Source organism: Corynebacterium sp. LaCa_205 (assembly GCF_057458085.1).
This window is the reverse complement of sequence record NZ_CP190931.1, coordinates 303,906-322,875: the sequence shown is the minus strand read 5'-3', so window position 1 is coordinate 322,875 and position 18,970 is coordinate 303,906. Positions and strand designations below refer to the sequence as shown.

The following is an 18,970-nucleotide window of genomic DNA, read 5'->3' as shown; positions in this document are numbered from 1 at the left end:
TTATGACTTCCCGCACCGACGTTGCATCCATCATCGATCACACCCTGCTCAAGCCGGAGGCCACCCCGGAACAATTCCGCGCCCTGGTAAATGAGGCAGCCGAGCTGGGCACCTACTCCGTATGCGTTTCCCCCTCCGCCTTGCCCATCGAGGTTCCTGACTCCCTGCACATTGCCACCGTCGTCGGCTTTCCCTCCGGTGCCGTAAAGCCGGAGATCAAGGCCGCTGAGGCAGCCCGCGCGGTTGCCGATGGCGCCGAAGAGGTGGACATGGTCATCAATATCCCGCTAGCCATTGAGGGCCGCGCCGAGGATCTGCAGGCCGAAATCCAGGCCGTGCGCGATGCCATCCCGGGCAAGGTTCTCAAGGTCATCATTGAATCCGCCGCGCTTTCCGAAGACGCCATTGTCCTCGCCTGCAAGGCCGCTGCAGCCGCCCAGGCGGACTTTGTCAAGACCTCCACTGGTTTCCACCCGGCCGGCGGTGCCTCTGTATATGCCGTAAAGCTCATGCGCGAGACCGTAGGCGATAAGTTAGGCGTGAAAGCCTCTGGCGGCATCCGTACCGCACAGGACGCCCTAGCCATGATTGAGGCTGGCGCGACCCGCTTGGGCCTGTCCTCCTCCGCCAAGATCCTCGAGGAGCTCTAGTCCATGTCGAACGCCGCCGTAGATTATGACTACGCCCGTACGTGGGCCGAGCACGACCCTGATCCGGATACAGCCCGCCGGGTAAACACCTGGATTGAGGAGGGCAATACCGCTGAGCTCGCCTCCGCCTTCGCCGGCCCCCTGGCCTTTGGCACCGCGGGCCTGCGCGCCGCCGTGGGCCCAGGTGAGTCCCGCATGAACCGCGCCGTGGTCATCCGCACCACCTACGGGCTCATCACATGGCTCAAGCAGCAGGTCGATACCCCAGTCGTGGCCATTGGTTGCGATGCCCGCCACGGCTCCGCGCAGTTCCAACGCGATGCGGCGCAGGTCATCTCCGCAGCTGGCGGCCGAGCCCTGGTTTTGCCCGCACAAAACCCCACCCCGCTGACCGCTTTCACGGTACGCAAGCTCAAGGCAGATGCTGGCATCATGGTTACCGCCTCGCATAATCCGCCGGCCGATAATGGCTACAAGGTGTACTTGGGCGGCCGCATCGCCACCGGCCCTGCGGAAGGCGTGCAACTTATCTCGCCCGCCGATGCCGCAATCGCGGAAGCCATCGCCGCGGCACCTCATGCCGATGAAATCCCGCTTTCTGCGGCGAATGTCGAGAACGTCGATACCCGCGCCGACTACCTCGACCGCGCGGCACAACTCGTAGGCGAAAGCTCCGATGTCACCATCGCGCTCACGGCCATGCACGGCGTTGGTGCTGCCTTGGGCAAAGAACTTCTCACCCGCTGTGGCTTCCGCGTCTCGCTAGTTCCTGAGCAGGCCCAACCGGATCCGGATTTCCCCACCGTCTCCTTCCCCAACCCGGAAGAGCCCGGCGCCCTTGATCTGGGTATCCGCCACGCTGAGGAGATCGGCGCCGATATCCTTATCGCTTATGACCCCGACGCCGACCGCTGCGCCGCCGCCGTACCTACTGCTTCTGGCTCCTGGCGCCAGCTCACCGGCGATGAAACCGGTGCCCTTTTGGGCGACTATCTGGCCCGCCGCGGGGCGACCGGCAATTTTGCCAATTCCCTCGTCTCCTCCCGCCTGCTCGGGCGCATCGCCGCGCACTACGGCCTCGGCCACGAGGAGACACTGACCGGCTTCAAGTGGATCGCACGAACCCCGGATCTCGCCTTTGGCTACGAGGAAGCCATTGGATTCTGCCCCGATCCCACCGCTGTCCGTGACAAGGACGGCATCGCTACCTCCGTAGTGCTCGCCAGCCTCGCTGCCGAGTGCAAGGCCGCAGGAACCACCCTGCTGGAGCGCTTGGAGGGCATCTACGCCACCGTCGGGGCCCTGTATACCCAACCGCTGACCTTCCGCGTAGATGACCTCAGCATCATCGCCCAAGCGATGGATAAGGTCGCATCTACCCCGCCCACCGAACTGGCTGGCTCGCCCGTGGCGAAGGTAGAGAAATTCGCCCAAGGCTCCAAGTTCTTCACGGACAACGATGACCGCGTCATCGTTCGCCCCTCCGGCACGGAACCGAAGCTCAAGTGCTACCTCGAGTCCCCCGACGCCGACCGCCTCGATGCTATTGCGGCCGACCTGCGCGCCTACTTCGAGATTTAAACCCCTCCCCGCTCCACGCTCTCTAACTGGTCCTTCTGAGATTGCTTAGGGCCAATGAGGGTGCGGACTAGTGGGCTTGCTGCCGCCAGGCCCACCGCCGCAGTACCAACTATCGATTCCGGTGGGTCAAAAAGAACGAGTATCGCCGGCATAAGGATGAGCGCGCCGAAAATGACACCTACGGCCGTAAAGAGCCGTACTTTTGATTCAAATATCGCGTACTCGAAAGATTCTGCTGTAACTTTCCTATCGAGGACAATATCTGCATGAGCGCCCTCCATAATCCGATCGCCTGCGCCCGGCTGAATGTCATTGTGCTGTTTGATTATCTGTGGATGCGGAGTTGGCCCCTGATGCGCCCACACAGCAATTTGGTCGTCAAGGTTAGAAAGTCTATTTACGCCAGGGAGCGCTCCTCCAACTGGTGGGAAATCGCTGCGTTTATTTTGCGGTGCGCCCGATAACTGCGAGTCCGATTGCGCAGATGCGCTTGCTGCGCTGCCTGCGCTACTCGCTGGCTTTGAAATAGGTGAATCTCGTTTACCCCGTCCAGCATCGTTCGGATCTTCTTCATATCCCATATCCTATCGCTAAACCTCATACCTTCATCTCTACAGTGACTTTCTGTGACTGATGGTGTGGCTACCGAGCACGCCTGTTTGTACACAGCACCTTAGGAAGGTGTAGTTTGCTGGTCCTGAAGGCCAAAATGAGAGGAGTTAAAGATTACAGAACCCCGCCATTCATCCTTAACAGTTCTGCTAAAGATTGCAGTTGGTATTTCATCATTGCTCTGCCTCGGCTATTTCATTGGCGGTTTGAATGCGGTATACGTTGCCAAGGCCCTGGCGGGATCGGATTCCACCTCATTGCCGGATATTTCTCGTAGGTTAGGAAATGGATTTTTCTACTTCACGGCCGCTGGGATATTCCTAGCTGTATCCCTCATCGGTGCCTATGCGGTGTTCCACAGGGCTCAAAGCTCCCGCAGACAGGAGTCCTGCCGGTAGCACCCGTCTCACGACTGCAGGTACGACGAAACCCCGCAAGCATCTGCTTGCGGGGTTCATTCTGTGCCAGGTAGAAGATTCGAACTTCTGAAGGCAATGCCGGCGGATTTACAGTCCGCTCCCTTTGGCCGCTCGGGCAACCTGGCATGCACTGTGTGGTGCGAGTAAGTACTTTACTACGAACCACCCACCTACCTACAAATCGCCAGCACATAAGGGGAAAAGACGATAGAGGAGGGCGTCGCCAAGCAGCTAGCCAACGCGGCGCACAGTGTAATCCGCCAATTGGCGCAGGGCCTGGCTGGCCGAATTCTCCGGCAGCACGGCGAGCTGCTCCTCTACCACGCGCAAGTAGGCAGTGATGTCCTCCAGCGCCTTCTGTCGGCCGCCAGATTGGTGCAGGAGCTCAATGGCACGCTCCACCTCGGCGTCGGAATGCAGCGGCCCAGTGAGCAGCTCACGCAGCTTATCGCCCACCTCACCCTCTTCTTCCAAGGCATAGAGAACCGGCAAGGTAAATACGCCCTCACGCAGGTCCGTGCCCGGGGTCTTGCCGGATTCCTTAGGGTCGGAGAAGATGTCGATGACATCGTCCACAATCTGGAAGATCATGCCGATGGCACCACCAATGCGGTGCAGGGCTGCGGCATGCTCGGCCGAGGCACCGGAGTGATAGGCGCCCAAGTAGCCCGCAGAGGCAATGAGCACGGCGGTCTTTTCGCGGATAACCGCCGTATAGTGCTCCACGGCATTAGCCTCGCCCGCGCCGATGGTCTCGCGCATCTGGCCGGTAACCAGCTCTTCAAAGGTATCGGCAAAGTGGCCTACGGTGTGGGTATCCAGCTCGCTCATCAGGCGGGAGGCATGCGCCAAGAGCGCATCGCCGGCGAGGATGGCCACGGAATTATTCCACCGCGAATTCGCGGATTCCACGCCCCTACGGCGGTCTGCCTCATCCATGACATCGTCATGATAAAGAGTGGCCACGTGCACCATCTCCACGACGGTGGCGGCCTTAACAACCTCTTCGCAGCCCGGACGCGAACCATACTCGGAGGCCAATAGCGCCATCATAGGGCGAAAGCGCTTGCCACCGGCCTTGGACAGGTGGCTGACCTTATCCTTTAAGAAGTCCTGGCCGCGGTCGATTTCACTGCGCAGCTTGTCTTCTACTGCTTCCATGCCCGCACCAATGCGCTCGTTGAGCTGCGGATCACCAAGATCCACGTGCGTGGCATGCGATTGACCGTGAGTCATTAAATAGTGTTCCTTGCAACTAAAAGCCAGAGATAATCGATTACCTACCGTAGTCCAATCCGCGCCCCTAAACACACTCGAGGGGGCGAACTCATGCAATGATAGTCCTCATGTCGGAGCAGATCGATTCCCAAACCTATGTCGAGGTCGCCATCATTGGCGCTGGACCTGCCGGAGCCGCCGCCGCGATTCACGCCGCACGCGCGGGCTTTGACACCCTCCTTATTGATTCCGCGACGTTTCCCCGCGAGAAAACCTGCGGTGACGGGCTCACCCCACGCGCGATGCATCAGCTCGACGAGCTGGGCCTTAAGGTCAACGCCTCCTACCGCAATCGCGGCCTGAAGCTGCACGGATACGGCGGCGATATTACCGCGCCGTGGCCGAAGACCTACCCTTCCCAGGTGGGTACGGCCCTGCCACGCTATCGCTTTGATGCCCTGCTTGTCGACGCCGCCGTAGACGCCGGCGCCACCCTTATCACCGGCACCCCCGCTACCGATCCCATGCTCGAAGGAAACCGCGTGACGTCTTTCCGCGTGGGCGAAGCCACCGTACACGCCACGTGGGTCATTGTGGCCGATGGCGTGCGCTCTACCTTTGGCAAGAAACTTGGCCGCACCTGGCACCGCGAGGAAGTCTATGGAATCGCCGCACGCTCCTATGCTTCCTCCGCACATGCCGATGAACCCTGGATGCACTCCCACGTGGAGCTCAAGGACGAAGACGGCGAGGTGCAGCCGGGCTACGGGTGGATCTTCCCGCTCGGCCTTGAGCTCGGCCAGGTCAACATCGGCCTTGGCGCGCTCTCGACCGCGCAGCGCCCCGCCAAGATCAACACCAAGAAGCTACTCGAGTTCTACGCCGCCCAGCAGCGCCCCGAGTGGGGCCTAGGGGGGATTGAACACGTCACCTCTGCCCTACTGCCCATGGGCGGCGCGGTATCCAACGTGGCCGGTGCCAATTGGATGCTCATCGGCGATGCCGCCGCCTGCATCAACCCCCTCAACGGCGAAGGCATCGATTATGGCTTGGAGACTGCCGCGCTTGCCGTGGATCTACTCGGCCCAAAGGATTTCACCCTCGCCTGGCCAGCCGTCCTGCGCGAACACTACGGCGAATCCTTCCTCCTCGCCCGCACGGCCGCGCGCCTTTTGACCTACCCGCAGTTCCTCCCGATTGCCGGTCCGCTGGCCCTGCGCGGGCCCATCGGCCGCATGCTCATGCCGGCCGCCGCACGCCTGATGGGCAATCTCATCACTGACGACGACCGCGACCTCATCGCGCGCACCTGGCGCGCTGCTGGCCGCACCGTATCGTCTCTCCGCCGCGATACTCCCCTGTGGGATTCCACCGCGGCTTAGTCCCCGTCCCCCTCATGTCTCTAGGCGCGGGCCCAGGCCCGCACCTAGGCGGGCTTGACCGCCGAGTGCAGCGCCACGATGCCAAAGGTAAGGTTCTGCCAACCAGCCTCGGCCCAGCCATTGCGATTGATAGCCGCCGCGAGCTCCTCTTGCCCCGGCCATGCACGAATGGACTCCGCGAGGTAGATATAGGCATCCGGATTAGAAGAAACCACGCGCGCCACCGGCGGCAACAGGCGCATTAAGTATTCCTTGTACACGGTGCCAAAAATCGGCACCACCGGGGTGGAAAATTCCGCCACCGCTAGACGCCCGCCCGGCTTGGTCACGCGCGCCATTTCACGCAGCCCGAGCTCAAAGTCGTGGATATTGCGCAGTCCATAAGAGATGGTCACCGCATCAAAAGTATTATCCGCAAACGGCAGCTTCATGCCATCGCCGGCCACCTTGGGTACGTCACGCTCACGGCCAGCGGCCAACATCCCGCGGGAGAAATCGCACGCCACGCACCACGCACCGGACTTGGACAATTCCACGGTGGATACGGCGGTGCCGGCCGCAAGATCGAGGACCTTCTCCCCCGGCTGTAGGTTTAGTCGCTCGCGGGTGCGCTTGCGCCAGTGCGCGTCCTGCCCGAAGGACAAGACGGTATTAGTGAGGTCGTACTTCTCGCCCACGGCGTCAAACATGCGCGCCACATCGAAGGGCTTTTTATCCAGATCTGCCTTAGACACAAATGATCAGTTTAGGCCACGCGGGCGCCGAGGGCACGAGCCGCCCACCGCGGCAGCGCCGGGCGCTGCCCCAAAATGGTCAGGGGCACCCGGCGGGTATCCTCCAGCACCTCTTCGTAATAGCCCACGAGCTGCTCGCACAGCGCCTTCCACGTCTTGGAAGAAATGGACTCGCGGGCATTATCGCGCATCTCCTGATGGATCTCTGGGTTGAGCAGCGCATCCACCGCATTGGGGAGGTCTTCCACAAAGGTCTTCACGTCCAACAAAAGCCCGTTATAGCCCTCCTCAATGAGGTCTACCGGACCACCGGCACGCGGCCCAATGGTAGGCACGCCGGAGGCCTGCGCCTCCTGAATGGACTGGCAGAAGGTCTCAAACTCACCGGCGTGGACAAAAACATCCAAAGAGGCATAGGCCGCGGCAAGTTCTTCGCCAGACAGAGCGCCAGTAAACACGGCCCCAGGAAGCTGGGCTTCCAATAATGGCCGCTCCGGCCCATCGCCCACGATGACCAGCTGGATATCTTCGCGTCCATTGAGCGCCGATAACCGGTGCACCCCCTTTTCCGCAGCCAAACGCCCAACGAAGCCGACGATATTCTTCGTGCCGCTCGGCTCCCAGCTGCGGCGCAGCTCAGCAGAGCGCTTGGATGGGTGGAAAAGCTCCGCATTCACGCCGCGTCCCCAATGGCGCACGTTTTTGATGTGGTGCTTTTCCAGATCCCGGATGGTCAGAGAAGACGGTGCCAGGGTCATCTGGCAGGAGTTGTGGATGGTGCGCAGCCACTCCCAGACGCCATAGGCCAGCGCGGAAGCATGGTATTTGGTGGCGAATCCGGCGACGTCAGTCTGGTACAGCGCCACGGCCGGCACGCGTTGCTGACGGGCGGAGAAGGCACCTGCCGCGCCGAGTACGAAGGGGCTGGCTAGGTGGATGATATCCGGCTTGAAATCACGCAGCGCCTCATCCACCGCCGTTGTAGGAACTCCCACCGGAAGCGAATCCACCAGCGGCACGCGCACGGTGGGCACGCGGTAGATGGGGAATCCGAGGTAGTCCGGAATTTCCTCTTGGCCTTCGCGGGCGCCCGGCGCGATAACAATGGCCTCCTGCCCCGTCTCGTGCAGATGCTCCAAAACGCGCAGCACTGAGTTGGTCACACCATTGACATTGGGAAGGAAGGATTCAGCCACGATCGCAACACGCATGCCACCATAATGACCTATTTTCTTAAGTTAATGGTGAAGCTAGTGGAAAATCTTGGTTAATTATTTCTCCGCACGGCGGGTAAAGAAGCTAATCAGCTTCCACAAAGCGGCCGCAATAAGTGTAGCCACCACCCCTACCGAAGCCGCTGGGATGATAGCCAGCGTCCACTTACGGCCTTCTACCTTGACCAGATCAGGGTCATCGAGGGCGTATTGCACCCACACCTGCTGCCCCTCACCCAGGCCGCTGGGATAAAGCAGCCCGTGCTTCGGGGTGTGGTAAATCCCCTCACTGTCTTGGAAATCCACCGTGGTGCGCAGCATTCCCACGTCTTTGACCGTGGCCAGAGCACGCGCGGGGTGGGCGGCGATGGCGTGATCATTAAGCGCCGGTCCGATGACCATGCCTACCACACCCACGAGTGCGGCCAGATACAACGCCAGCGTCAGCTGGTGCAGGCGGCGACGATAGACCGCAGCCGTATAGCGCGGCACCACGGCTGCGTGCGGTTTATGCTGCGGCGAAGCCACTTACTGGCCCACCTTTGCGGTCAACTTCTCAGTGAGCGCCCGGCGCGTGGCACGGGTGGTCTTTGCTTCCACGATGGTGATACCGGTGGAGTATTCCTTAAGTTCCGCCAGCGTATCCAGCAGCTCCTGCGGGGTAGTGACCTCGCGGTAGTCTGCCTCGTAGGCTTCTGCCAGCTTGCCGACGTCCACCCCATGCGGCGTCCCAAACGCCGGCTCGAATGACGCGCGCAGCGCATCGGCCCCCTGCTCAAGGGTCTCAAAGATGCCGCCACCATTGTCATTGGCTACGACGATGGTGAGGTTTTCCGGACGCGGTTGGTCTTCCGGGATGAGTAGGCTATTCGCATCATGCAAGAAGGTGACATCGCCCATCAGCGCCATAACGCGTGGGGCACGCCAATTGGTGGGATCCAGCGATTGTGTGGCCAAGGAAATGCCGATGGCCTGGGCGATGGTTCCGTCAATACCGGCCGCCCCGCGCGGCGAGTACGTATCGACACCGTCGAAGGGCAGGCCCACTAATGCAGCATCGCGCACCGGGTTCGAGGCGCCAAGGACCAGGGTGTCGTTGACGGAGAGCGTATCGCCCACCGCGGCCGCCACGTGCAGCCCGGTAAATCCTAGGTCTTCGTCCTCAAGAGTCTCGCGCACGGCTTGCCCCGCCATGTCGGTAGCACCCTCGCAAATCTTCATCCACTCGCGGCTCGGCTCGCCGGTGACCTTGACAGTGGTGCCCAACCGAGCATCGTTGCCGCGCTGATTGGTGAAGTCCTTGGTGCGCGAGAGCACCACCAGATCAATATCCGGATCATTCATCAGCGCCAAAACGCTGCGGTGCAGCGTCGGGTGCCCGACGACGATGACCTGTTCCACCTTGGTATTGACCACATAATCATTCGCGGAGACCTGCGCCTTGCGGAAGATATGCGCCGTCGCCGGATGTACCGGATGGTACGGGCCCGGCGCGCTTGGCTCTGCGATGGTCGGCACGTCTTCTAAGCCTTCTACCTCCCAGGCTTCATCACCGGCAATGACCAGTGTGTTCTTGCTCAAGTCCACGGCTACTTCGCCGTGGTCCACAAAGGCCGGTGCTGGCTCGCGCACGCCGTCGCCGGAGGTACGGGCGGGCAAGGCGGCGTCGACAAGCGGGGCATCAAAGGCCACATTGATGTGTACTTGCAGGTCTGTGCGGAAGCGCTGGGACATCGCCTCCAGATCATCTGCGCTGGTGACCTGGGTGGTTTTCGCGTATACGCCGAAGATGCCCTGTTGTTCGATGGTTTGGGAGGCACCCGTGCCTACCAGACGCTCTGGCCGGTCGGCGCTAATGATGGCCAGCGGCGTATGGGAATAATGTGCCTCCACCACGGCCGGCAGGGTATTGGCCACGGCAGTTCCCGAGGTCATCACCACGCCCACGTGGCGGCGCTGCACTCGCGCCATGCCTAGGGCGGTAAACGCGCCTCCGCGCTCATCGAGGCGGGTGTGAACGCGGATATCATCACGTGCTAAAAGCGCCAACGACAGCGGCGCGTTGCGCGAACCAGGGCACAAGACGACATCCGTGAGGTGGCGCGCCAGTTGGGTGGCTACCTTCTCAGCCAACTGCATCGATTCATTCATGCCGCCCGATTTTACCTGCCCGCGCGCCATTTCCCTTACCGGGCAGGTGCCTGGCGCTTAGTTCTGAGTGCCTTGCTGGTCGGCCGGCTCCCCGCCGCCGCCCAAGAGATCATTGAGGAGGCCCTCGACGTCCACGTCGCCGCCCCTATCCAACTGGTCTTGCACCTCTGGCGGTAGTTCGGTCGGAATATCGGAGGGCAGCTCGTTTTGGAAATCCGGCAGCTTCGGCAGCTTATTGGAATTTTCATCCTGCGTATCCGGCTCATTTGTCTGCGTCACGGTAGTGGGAACCTGCGTGGTCAGTGTCTCCGTCACCGGCTCTGGTTCCGGCTTATCTGCCTCGTCCGCGGCATTGCGCCACAGGAAAAACAGCACAGCCGCGGCAAGCACTGCCAGCACCGCAATAGCCGCAAAGACGCCGACCATAGCGCCGCCTCCGCCGCCCTTCTTCTTGCGCTTTTCCGGCTGGTCCGGATCATAGTTCGACGGCACCGGTTCGTACTCGGGCTGCTGCGCGTATTGCTGGCCATATGCCTGCCCGGCCGGCTGCTGATAGTTCTGGCCGTAGCTTTGCTGCTGACCGTAGCCCTGCTGATAGCCAGCGGCCGCATCAAATTGACGAGTCTCATTCTGCGTCTGCTGCTCGCCTGGGAAGTACTGCTTGGGGTACTCGCGGCGCGCTTGGTCGCGGCTGGGGCCTGCGGCATTATCGGGCACGCGGCCAATCTGGCGCGTGGCATCATCCGCCGGGCTGGACCAGCTGCGGGTTTCATTATTATCGCCATGAGGGCCTTTAGTAGTCATACCCTCTACCTCTACCCCATTTTGCTGTGAGATCCCAGAGAGGTCTCCCACAGCTAACGGGTAGCTAAGGCTCGCCGCTTAATGCGCTCGGCGTGCACTCAAGGCGCGGCCCGTGGCGGTATCCTCTGCGGCAACCTGCGCCGGGGTGGCATCCGCGATGATGCGGCCGCCATCTTCGCCAGCGCCCGGGCCCATCTCAATGATGCGGTCCGCATTCGCCATGACCGAAAGATCATGCTCGACGACGATCACCGTATATCCAGCATCCGCCAGCTTATGCAGCTCGGTATTGAGCAGGTCGATATCGGCTGGGTGCAGGCCCGTGGTGGGCTCATCGAGCAGGTAGACCGTGTGGCCGCGGCGAGAATTGCGAGAGCGCTGCAGTTCCGTGGCGAGCTTGATGCGCTGGGCCTCTCCGCCGGACAGCTCCGGTGCACCTTGACCCAAGCGGAGATAACCCAGGCCGACGGCCTGCAGTGTGGCGATGGCGCGGTAAATCTTTTCCTCTTCGGCGAATACCTCTGCGGCTTCGTCGACGGTGAGCTCCAAGATATCCGCGATGGTGCGACCCTGCCAGGTCACCTCAAGAGTCTCGTCGTTGAAGCGGGCGCCGCCGCACTCTGGGCAGGTGGTATACGAGCCTGGCAAAAAGACCAGCTCCACTTCGATTTTGCCCGCGCCGCCACAGGTGGGGCACTGGCCTTGCTTCACGTTGTAGGAAAAGCGCGAGACCGTCCACTTGCGCTGCTTGGCCTCGTCGGTGGAGGCGAAGAGCTTGCGGACGTTATCGAAAAGACCGGTATAGGTTGCCAGCGTGGAGCGCGGGGTGCGGCCGATGGGCTTTTGGGTAATCTGCACGACGCGCTTGACTCGGTCAAAACCTTCCGTGCTCTCTACCGACCAGCCCTTCTCCTCGGTCTCTTCTTCATCGGAGACGGCCGTAGCGGATTGGCGCAGCAGGCCGGCAAGTACCGTACTGACCAGAGTGGACTTACCGGAACCGGATACTCCAGCGACCGCCGTGAATTGGCCGAGACCAAAATCTACATCGAGGTTGTCGATGCTGCGGGCTTTGATGCCGCGAAGGGTGAGGTGGGAAGAGGGGGTACGGGGGTCGTCGGCAAGCGCGAGCGTGCGATTAGCCAAGGCACGGGCGGTGGGGGTGTCCGCGTCGTAGTCCGCGACTGGACCCGAATAAACGACGTTACCGCCGCGCTCGCCGGCCAGCGGGCCGACGTCAACGAGCCAGTCCGCCTGCGCGACCAAATCCATGTCATGCTCTACCAAGAGCACAGAATTGCCGGCCGCGATGAAGCGGCGGCACATGTCCATCACGGCATCGCGCTCATCTGGGTGCAGGCCGGCCGAGGGCTCATCGAGCACATAGGCCACGCCAAAGAGACCGGAGCGCAGCTGCGCCGCCAGTCGGATACGCTGCATCTCGCCGCCAGATAGGCTCTGCGTTGGCCGATCCAGGCTTAGATGCGCCAGGCCGAGCTCGAGCGCCGAGGTCAAGGCAGGAAGAATCTGTTTGAGCAATAAGTCCTCGGCCGAATTCTCCTCCGGATTCTGCTTGCTGAGCACCGCGTGGACCCTATCGAGCGGCAGCGCGCCCAGCTCATCAATGGGCATGCCCGCATAAGCCACCTTCAGCGCGGCTGGGTTGAGACGGCGGCCTCCGCAGGTTTCGCACTCGCGCGATTCCATATAGGACAGGGTGCGCTTGCGCAGGGTATCCGATTGGGTCTCTGCCAGCGTCTTCTTCAGGTAGCTGGCCACCGAACGCCACGTGCCCTCATAATTGCGCTGAATCTGGTCCTTGCCGCGCAGGGGCTTGACCGTGACTACTGGGCGCTCCTCGGTAAAGAGAATCCAGTCGCGGTCTTTCTGTGGCAGCTCTTGCCAGGGCGAATCCAGGTCATAGCCTAGGTTCATCAGGATGTCGTGGAAATTCTTGCCGGCCCAAGCGCCCGGCCAGGCTTGGATGGCGCCTTCCTCGATGGAAAGGGTGGGATCCGGGACCATCGAGTCCTCGGTCGGCTCATGCACCACACCCGTGCCGTGGCACTGCGGGCACATTCCCTCAGGCGTATTGGGCGAGAAGGAATCGGAGTATAGGCCCTCCGGGTTATCCCCAGCGCGCGAATAGAGCAGGCGCACGCTATTGGAGAGTGCGGAGACTGTGCCGACCGTGGAGCGCGCCCCGCCGCCGGAGTTCGATTGCTGCAGCGCGACCGTCGGCGGCAGGCCCTCTACCTGGCTGACCTGCGGGTCGACGGCCGAGCTAATGAGGCGGCGTGCGAAGGGGGCTACCGATTCAAGGTAGCGACGCTGGCCTTCGCCGTGAATCGTGCCGAAAGCAAGCGAAGACTTGCCAGAGCCGGACACCCCAGTGACAGCGACGAGTTTGCCACGGGGCATATCGACGTCGACGTTGCGCAGGTTGTGCAGGTGGGCATCGCGGACCTTGATAGTAGACATGTCCTCTAGCGTACGCACAGGTGGCGGGCTGGGCAGCGACCTCTATCTTGGCTTTCCGCCGCTGATCGCGCACCGATCGCGATTTTCGTCCATCTAAACCAGGGATTTCGTCGACGGTTTAAGCGGTTTGTATGGACGAAAGTCGTGATCCCAGCAGTTCCGCGGAACCGAATCCTCAGCGCAGCAGTCTAAAAGGCTATGTACACACGAAAAGACCTGTTCGAAAAAGGAATGACTCAATATCGAATTGAAAAGGAGGTGGCAGAGGGCAGACTCCTCCGGCTTAGGCGCAATTGTTACGTCCCGGCGGAGGCAGAGGCGAAAGATAAGCTCAACGCGGTGGCACAGCTTTATCCGGACGCGGTGTTTTCAGGGACAGCGGCTCTCGCGGCCTATGGCTTATGCGAAGTACGCCTGCCGGCGGTGATCCGGGTGGATAATAATAGCCGGATGCGGGCGGATGATCTGGTGCATATGGTGAGGTCGCGACCAGTGCCGGCGAATCGAGTGAGGGGCGTAAAGATGGCGTTGCCGGCGCAGGCGGTAGCAGATGCATTGAGCTTTGAGCACTGCAGCAAGTGGCTGCTGAAGGATGCGCTGGCGCAGGCGTATCGCGGGCTCAACGGAAGGGGGAGGTTCGCGGCCGATTTAGAGCTGGTGATCAGTAAGAAAAGGGACGCGGTGCGCGAGTTGGCGGAGCAGGCGCCGGTGGGGACGGCGTCGAAATGGGAGCAGCGGATGTACCACGAGATGCGGCGGGTGGGGCTCAAGCCGGTGCCAAATTTCCGGCTTGGGCCGTATACCTGGGATTTAGGCTTCGAAGCGGGGACGACGGTGGTGGACTTGGACTCGCTTTATTATCACGCGCCGGAGAATAATCACCGGGAATTCCTCATCGGGACGTGGAAGACCAATCACGCGGTGCAGCACGGATGGGCGCCGCTGAAGTTTACGGATGAGTGCACCGACTACCACCTCAAACTAGTGGTGGAGACGGTGCAGGAAACGGTGGCGCATCGGCGCAGCGTGCGCGGGCTAAAGAGCAGTCCGCAAAAGGTGCGGCGGGCGTTGGTGACTCCGGCATGGCGGTTTCACCAAAGCTTGCTCTAGGGCCTAGTCAGACAGGTGCGGCCAACAGGCGCGAAGGCGGTCGAACCACCAGTCGCGGCGGTCGGCGGGGGCGGCGAGTGCGGCGAGGCGGTCTGGGTCGGGGGCGAGGATATCGGCGGGAAGGTGGCCATCGATAAGCGGGCGCGGGGCGGTGACGTCCTCTTCAAAAAGGGAGCCGGTGGCAAGGCCGGCGGCGGCCGGGGTGACGTCGATGTCCTCGTCGTCGTAGATGCGCGGGAGGGCGGCGACGGCCGCCAAGCCCATATTGATGCCAATGGAGGTATCCAGCGCGGAGGCCACCGTGATATCCATATGGCGCTGGCGCAGGTGCTGGGCCACCTCGAGGACGCGGCGCACGCCGCCAAGCGGGGCGGGCTTGACCACGGCGACATCCGCGGCCTGCAATTCGGCCACGCGATAAGGGTCCGCAACCTTACGAATGGATTCATCGGCGGCAACGCGTACAAAGAGGCCGGCGCGCATAAGGCGGCCGCGGACCTGGGCGAGCTCCTCGGTGGTGGCGCACGGCTGCTCCATATAGTCCAGCGGCATCATCATCTGCGCGGCCTCGACCGCCTCATCGACGGTCCAGCCGCCGTTGGCATCCACGCGAAGGATGGGGATATCGCCGCGTTGGGTGACGGCGTCGCGGACGGCGCGGACGCGAGCGGCGTCGTCGGCAAGCGTGTGCCCCTTCTCCGCCACCTTGATTTTGAAGGTGCGGCAGCCGGGGTAGCGCTCCACCACGGCCGGGACTTCGCTGGCGGGTACGGCTGGGATGGTGGCGTTGACCTCGATGGAATCGCGCACCGGCTCCGGGAAGCCCTCGTAGGCGGCCTCGAGCCCGGCGCGCAGCCAGGCGGCGGACTCGGCCGGGCCATACTCTAGGAAGGGCGCGAACTCGCCCCAGCCGGCCGGGCCCTCGATGAGCAGGGCCTCCCTCGTGGTGATGCCGCGGAAACGCACGGCAAGCGGGAGGGAGACTACGTGGGCGCGGTCGAGAACGTCATCGATATGCATGGTCTTCATGGTAGCGCCCGCCGGCCATTGACCTCTCCCCCGCTCTGCGCTATTTTGAGAACCTATACCAATAAAGGAGGAATTATGCTGCTAGCTGAGGCATTAGCGGAGCGCGCCCAGGCACAGGAGCGCCTCAATAGCCTGCACGAGCGGCTGCTCACCGTGGCCCGCGTGCAGGAGGGCGATACCCCGGATGAGGATCCGCAGGAGCTGCTGCGTGAGCTCGACGGCGTGGCCGGGCGCATCGATGAGCTGGTGCAGGCCATCAATGCGACGAATATCGCCACCGCCTTTGATGAGAAGAGGAACTTGATGGAAGCCCTCGCGCTTCGCGACGGCCTCTTGCGCAAGCGCCGCATCTACCACGACCTAGCGCAGCGGGCGGGCACGCGCTCGGATCGCTATTCCCGCACCGAGATCAAGTTTGTCTCTACCATCCCGGTGGCGGAGCTGCGCAAGCGCGTCGATGATTTGTCTAAGCAGTACCGTGAGCTGGATACCCGCATCCAGCAGCTGAACTGGAATACCGAACTGAAAAACGGATAGTCATATCGCGCGCTGCTCAAAGCGCGCGATGGTAGCCCACACACCTGCAGCGAGCAGGCCCCCACCCTGGAGGGGAAAATCCTGGGACACTGGCCCCCTTTAGCGCTTTAAGGGGCGGGGAGTTCGAGTCTCCCCATGGCATGGAGTACCGCGCTGGTATGGCGTACACGGGTATTATGCGGGGCAACAACCTCGCAGTATCGCGTATTGATTATTACCGGCCTGCTGGGCAGCGTGTGTGGGTGAGGGTTGGGAATGGGGACTATTCTTCTTTTGCCACTAAGCTGGCCATCATGAGCGAGCAGAAAAAATACAGCACCGATAATCCGTTCCGTCCGGAATTATGGCATGCCGTAGAAGGTTTTGAGGACCTGACGGATATCACCTATCACCGGCTCAACGGCGAGGGCCGCAAGAACGGCATCGTGCGCATCGCCTTCGACCGCCCGGAGGTGCGCAATGCGTTTCGCCCGCATACCGTAGACGAGCTCTACCGCGCCCTCGACCACGCCCGCCGCACGCCGGATGTGGGCACGATTTTGCTCACCGGCAATGGCCCTTCCGAAAAGGATGGCGGCTGGGCGTTTTGTTCCGGCGGCGACCAGCGCATTCGCGGCCGCTCCGGGTACCGCTACGCCACCGAGCACGCCCATGATGACGCCACCGCGGATGAATCCACCGTGGACACCGCCCGCGAGAAGGTGGAAGGCGGCCGCCTACATATCCTCGAGGTCCAACGCCTTATCCGCACCATGCCCAAGGTGGTTATCGCCGTGGTCAATGGTTGGGCGGCCGGCGGCGGACACTCGCTGCACGTGGTCTGCGATATGACGGTCGCCTCCCGCCAGGAGGCGCGCTTCAAGCAGACGGACGCGGACGTGGGTTCCTTCGATGCCGGCTATGGTTCGGCCTACCTAGCTAAGATGGTGGGCCAGAAATTCGCCCGCGAGATCTTCTTCTTGGGTCGCACCTATGATGCCCAGCGGATGTATGAGATGGGCGCGGTCAATGAGGTTGTCGATCACGCCGACTTGGAAGACGCCGCAATCCAGATGGGCCGCGAAATCAACGGCAAGTCCCCAACAGCCCAGCGCATGCTGAAGTTCGCTTTCAACCTGACCGATGACGGCCTCATGGGCCAGCAGGTCTTCGCCGGCGAGGCGACCCGCCTGGCGTACATGACCGACGAGGCCGTCGAGGGCAAAGAAGCATTCCTCGAAAAGCGCGACCCGCAGTGGGAGCAGTTCCCATATTACTACTAGCCAGGAGTTAGCACGATGTGGATTTTCGCCATCGGCTTGGCCACACTTGCACTGGCGGGCGTCATCGTCTCGCGAGTGTGGATGCTCAAGCGTATCAAGGATGCGCAGGACAGCGGGGAGCGTCCCTTCGATCAGGAGGACACCCCGCGCAATCCATACATGTAGCGGAGTAAATGGCGTGGGACGCCCTCGGACCGGAGTGAGACATCTCAAGCAATTGTGGACATGCCCATAGTTAATACTTAAAGTGTCGAACATGAAACTCTGCAACTCATTCGTCATGCTCGCAGCACGCGTCGCCCTGGGCGTAATTCTCATCGCCCAGGGCTGGCAAAAGTTCTCCGAATGGACCGTCGCCGTCGCGGGCCTGATGCTCGCCGCCGGCCCCGGCATACGCTCCCTGGATCAGCTCCCCTTCAGCAAAAAGGCAAAAGTAGCCAAATAAGGCCACCGCTTCCTAGCCTCTCACTTCACTCATTGAAGTGAGAGGCATTTTTAAATTTTGGCAGCTTAAGGAAGAGATAGGACCACCTAAGTTCATTACGTTGAACAATCTAGTTCAAGGGTGCTAGTGTTTGTTGAGTTCACTTCTCCTAATACAAAGGAAGTTCATTATGAACTCAAATCACAGCACCCCACGCCGGCCCCTACAGCGCATTCTCGCAGGCACCTGCGCCCTCGCACTCGGCGCCAGCCTCGCCGCTTGCAGCGCCTCGAAGGAATCCATCGACGCTGCAAAGCCGAAGGACGGCGACACCGTCAAGGCCGTGGCCACGACTACCCAGATCTGCGACTACCTCACCCAGATAGCCGCCGGCGGCGTCAAGCTCCACAAGGTCGACTCCCAAGGTGCAGAGACCACCTCCGGCGAGGGCCCAGTGACCCTCGACCTCACCTGTTTGCTCGCCCCCAACGCCAGCGCCCACGAGCACGAGATGACCCCACAGCAGATGCAGGCGCTCTCCCAGGCCGACTACATGTTCGTCAACGGAGTCGACCTCGAGCACTTCCTCGACCAAGCCGTGGACTCCTCCGGCTTCCACGGCGTCATGGCCGTGACCTCGGGCGTCAAGAGCGAAGGTATGGGCGATGGCAACGGCAAGTACACCATCGACGAGGGCATCGAGCACGTGAGCCCGCGCCCGTGGCCTTTCCCGGGGGAGGACGGCGAGGCCCCAGAATTCAAGTACGACCCGCACGTGTGGACCTCCCCGAAGCAGGCCAAGATTCAGGTCGACAACATCGTCAACACGTTGTCCCAGGCCTCCCCGCAGGCCAAGGACGCCTTCACCGCCGCCGGCAAGAAGTACACCGACCAGTTGGAGGACCTCGACAAGTGGGCCAGCGATTCCATGTCCGCAGTTCCTGAGCAAGACCGCGTGCTCTTCTCTTCCCACGACGCCTTCGGCTACTTCTCTAACGAGTATGGCGTGAAATTCATCGGCTCCGCACTGTCTGACTTCAACCACCAGCAGGACGCCACCTCGAGCCACATCGATGAGCAGGTAAAGAAGGTCCGCGAGTCCGGCGCCAAGGCCATCTTTGCGGAGAATTCCAACAACTCGAAGTCCATCGAGGCCATCGCCCGCGCCGCAGGCGTCAAGGCGGTTACATCCGACGACGCTTTGTACGGCGACTCGCTAGGTGTGCCAGGCAGTGAGGGCGAGACCTACATCGGATCCATCGTCCACAACATCAACACCCTGGTCAGCGCCTGGGACTCCAAGCAGCAACCGTTGCCAGAATCGCTGCAGGAATTCGACTTCGCCAAGCGAAAGTAGCTCTT

18 protein-coding genes and 1 tRNA gene are annotated in these 18,970 nt (G+C 61.7%); 9 read left to right on the top strand and 10 right to left on the bottom strand.

The features are described from left to right. Positions 1 to 2 precede the first annotated feature (2 nt). The gene (gene deoC / locus ACP8J1_RS01635; protein WP_023027804.1) at positions 3 to 650 is read left to right on the top strand and encodes a deoxyribose-phosphate aldolase; all 648 of its coding nucleotides are present in this window, start codon (positions 3 to 5) and stop codon (positions 648 to 650) included. Positions 651 to 653: 3 nt separating this feature from the next. Next, positions 654 to 2,231, top strand: a complete 1,578-nt coding sequence (locus ACP8J1_RS01630; RefSeq protein WP_023020517.1) for a phospho-sugar mutase — start codon at positions 654 to 656, stop codon at positions 2,229 to 2,231. Here the strand turns inward: ACP8J1_RS01630 and ACP8J1_RS01625 are convergent. From ACP8J1_RS01625 to ACP8J1_RS01615, 3 genes are all read right to left on the bottom strand, one after another. Further along, positions 2,228 to 2,812: a hypothetical protein gene (locus ACP8J1_RS01625; protein WP_198010444.1), complete on the bottom strand. Its 585-nt coding sequence runs from the start codon at positions 2,810 to 2,812 to the stop codon at positions 2,228 to 2,230. The two genes, ACP8J1_RS01630 and ACP8J1_RS01625, sit on opposite strands and share 4 nt — an antisense overlap. A gap of 493 nt (positions 2,813 to 3,305) precedes the next feature. After that, positions 3,306 to 3,387, bottom strand: a tRNA-Tyr gene (locus tag ACP8J1_RS01620). A gap of 106 nt (positions 3,388 to 3,493) precedes the next feature. After that, positions 3,494 to 4,498, bottom strand: coding sequence for a polyprenyl synthetase family protein (locus tag ACP8J1_RS01615; RefSeq protein WP_023020514.1), 1,005 nt, complete (start codon positions 4,496 to 4,498; stop codon positions 3,494 to 3,496). Between the two features lie 98 nt (positions 4,499 to 4,596). Between ACP8J1_RS01615 and ACP8J1_RS01610 the strand changes: the two genes are divergently transcribed. Further along, on the top strand, positions 4,597 to 5,862 hold the full coding sequence (locus ACP8J1_RS01610; protein WP_023020513.1) for a geranylgeranyl reductase family protein: 1,266 nt from the start codon (positions 4,597 to 4,599) through the stop codon (positions 5,860 to 5,862). Between the two features lie 44 nt (positions 5,863 to 5,906). Here ACP8J1_RS01610 and ACP8J1_RS01605 read toward each other — a convergent pair whose 3' ends face one another. The 6 genes from ACP8J1_RS01605 to ACP8J1_RS01580 form a co-directional block, all read right to left on the bottom strand. Then, on the bottom strand, positions 5,907 to 6,596 hold the full coding sequence (locus ACP8J1_RS01605) for a demethylmenaquinone methyltransferase (RefSeq protein WP_023020512.1): 690 nt from the start codon (positions 6,594 to 6,596) through the stop codon (positions 5,907 to 5,909). A gap of 11 nt (positions 6,597 to 6,607) precedes the next feature. After that, positions 6,608 to 7,807, bottom strand: a complete 1,200-nt coding sequence (locus tag ACP8J1_RS01600) for a glycosyltransferase family 4 protein (protein WP_023020511.1) — start codon at positions 7,805 to 7,807, stop codon at positions 6,608 to 6,610. Positions 7,808 to 7,867: 60 nt separating this feature from the next. Then, complete coding sequence (locus tag ACP8J1_RS01595) at positions 7,868 to 8,338, bottom strand: DUF3592 domain-containing protein (protein WP_023027803.1); 471 nt, start codon at positions 8,336 to 8,338, stop codon at positions 7,868 to 7,870. Then, complete coding sequence (menD, locus tag ACP8J1_RS01590; protein ID WP_034656216.1) at positions 8,339 to 9,961, bottom strand: 2-succinyl-5-enolpyruvyl-6-hydroxy-3-cyclohexene-1-carboxylic-acid synthase; 1,623 nt, start codon at positions 9,959 to 9,961, stop codon at positions 8,339 to 8,341. A gap of 57 nt (positions 9,962 to 10,018) precedes the next feature. Then, positions 10,019 to 10,765: a hypothetical protein gene (locus tag ACP8J1_RS01585; protein ID WP_023020508.1), complete on the bottom strand. Its 747-nt coding sequence runs from the start codon at positions 10,763 to 10,765 to the stop codon at positions 10,019 to 10,021. A gap of 78 nt (positions 10,766 to 10,843) precedes the next feature. Further along, positions 10,844 to 13,246: an ATP-binding cassette domain-containing protein gene (locus tag ACP8J1_RS01580; RefSeq protein ID WP_034655717.1), complete on the bottom strand. Its 2,403-nt coding sequence runs from the start codon at positions 13,244 to 13,246 to the stop codon at positions 10,844 to 10,846. A 198-nt stretch (positions 13,247 to 13,444) separates the two neighbouring features. Here ACP8J1_RS01580 and ACP8J1_RS01575 point away from each other — a divergent pair, with 198 nt between their 5' ends. Then, the gene (locus ACP8J1_RS01575; RefSeq protein WP_023020506.1) at positions 13,445 to 14,356 is read left to right on the top strand and encodes a hypothetical protein; all 912 of its coding nucleotides are present in this window, start codon (positions 13,445 to 13,447) and stop codon (positions 14,354 to 14,356) included. Positions 14,357 to 14,359: 3 nt separating this feature from the next. Here ACP8J1_RS01575 and ACP8J1_RS01570 read toward each other — a convergent pair whose 3' ends face one another. After that, positions 14,360 to 15,385 carry an o-succinylbenzoate synthase gene (locus ACP8J1_RS01570; protein WP_023020505.1) on the bottom strand — a complete coding sequence of 342 codons (1,026 nt, stop codon included), beginning with the start codon at positions 15,383 to 15,385 and terminating at the stop codon, positions 14,360 to 14,362. Between the two features lie 75 nt (positions 15,386 to 15,460). On the opposite strand from ACP8J1_RS01570, the gene ACP8J1_RS01565 reads away from it, so the two are divergent. The 5 genes from ACP8J1_RS01565 to ACP8J1_RS01545 all read left to right on the top strand — a co-directional run bounded on the left by ACP8J1_RS01565 (position 15,461) and on the right by ACP8J1_RS01545 (position 18,965). Then, a complete protein-coding gene (locus ACP8J1_RS01565) occupies positions 15,461 to 15,922 on the top strand; it encodes a DIP1984 family protein (protein ID WP_023020504.1) in 462 nt (153 codons plus the stop codon). 293 nt (positions 15,923 to 16,215) lie between these two features. Continuing rightward, complete coding sequence (locus ACP8J1_RS01560) at positions 16,216 to 17,184, top strand: 1,4-dihydroxy-2-naphthoyl-CoA synthase (protein WP_034656212.1); 969 nt, start codon at positions 16,216 to 16,218, stop codon at positions 17,182 to 17,184. 15 nt (positions 17,185 to 17,199) lie between these two features. Continuing rightward, positions 17,200 to 17,349 (top strand): hypothetical protein, encoded by a 150-nt coding sequence (locus ACP8J1_RS01555; protein WP_005322953.1) that lies wholly within the window; start codon positions 17,200 to 17,202, stop codon positions 17,347 to 17,349. Between the two features lie 91 nt (positions 17,350 to 17,440). Beyond that, positions 17,441 to 17,629 carry a hypothetical protein gene (locus ACP8J1_RS01550; protein WP_005322954.1) on the top strand — a complete coding sequence of 63 codons (189 nt, stop codon included), beginning with the start codon at positions 17,441 to 17,443 and terminating at the stop codon, positions 17,627 to 17,629. 169 nt (positions 17,630 to 17,798) lie between these two features. Further along, positions 17,799 to 18,965 carry a metal ABC transporter substrate-binding protein gene (locus ACP8J1_RS01545; RefSeq protein ID WP_023020502.1) on the top strand — a complete coding sequence of 389 codons (1,167 nt, stop codon included), beginning with the start codon at positions 17,799 to 17,801 and terminating at the stop codon, positions 18,963 to 18,965. Positions 18,966 to 18,970: the final 5 nt, after the last annotated feature.

Coding starts and splice junctions, on each gene's coding strand:
- deoC (WP_023027804.1), top strand. CDS start 3: ATGACTTCCCGCACCGACGTTGCATCCATCATCGATCACACCCTGCTC.
- ACP8J1_RS01560 (WP_034656212.1), top strand. CDS start 16,216: ATGAGCGAGCAGAAAAAATACAGCACCGATAATCCGTTCCGTCCGGAA.
- ACP8J1_RS01550 (WP_005322954.1), top strand. CDS start 17,441: ATGAAACTCTGCAACTCATTCGTCATGCTCGCAGCACGCGTCGCCCTG.
- ACP8J1_RS01555 (WP_005322953.1), top strand. CDS start 17,200: ATGTGGATTTTCGCCATCGGCTTGGCCACACTTGCACTGGCGGGCGTC.
- ACP8J1_RS01625 (WP_198010444.1), bottom strand. CDS start 2,812: ATGGGATATGAAGAAGATCCGAACGATGCTGGACGGGGTAAACGAGAT.
- ACP8J1_RS01545 (WP_023020502.1), top strand. CDS start 17,799: ATGAACTCAAATCACAGCACCCCACGCCGGCCCCTACAGCGCATTCTC.
- ACP8J1_RS01575 (WP_023020506.1), top strand. CDS start 13,445: ATGTACACACGAAAAGACCTGTTCGAAAAAGGAATGACTCAATATCGA.
- ACP8J1_RS01615 (WP_023020514.1), bottom strand. CDS start 4,498: ATGACTCACGGTCAATCGCATGCCACGCACGTGGATCTTGGTGATCCG.
- ACP8J1_RS01630 (WP_023020517.1), top strand. CDS start 654: ATGTCGAACGCCGCCGTAGATTATGACTACGCCCGTACGTGGGCCGAG.
- ACP8J1_RS01580 (WP_034655717.1), bottom strand. CDS start 13,246: ATGTCTACTATCAAGGTCCGCGATGCCCACCTGCACAACCTGCGCAAC.
- ACP8J1_RS01610 (WP_023020513.1), top strand. CDS start 4,597: ATGATAGTCCTCATGTCGGAGCAGATCGATTCCCAAACCTATGTCGAG.
- ACP8J1_RS01565 (WP_023020504.1), top strand. CDS start 15,461: ATGCTGCTAGCTGAGGCATTAGCGGAGCGCGCCCAGGCACAGGAGCGC.
- ACP8J1_RS01570 (WP_023020505.1), bottom strand. CDS start 15,385: ATGAAGACCATGCATATCGATGACGTTCTCGACCGCGCCCACGTAGTC.
- ACP8J1_RS01585 (WP_023020508.1), bottom strand. CDS start 10,765: ATGACTACTAAAGGCCCTCATGGCGATAATAATGAAACCCGCAGCTGG.
- menD (WP_034656216.1), bottom strand. CDS start 9,961: ATGAATGAATCGATGCAGTTGGCTGAGAAGGTAGCCACCCAACTGGCG.
- ACP8J1_RS01600 (WP_023020511.1), bottom strand. CDS start 7,807: ATGCGTGTTGCGATCGTGGCTGAATCCTTCCTTCCCAATGTCAATGGT.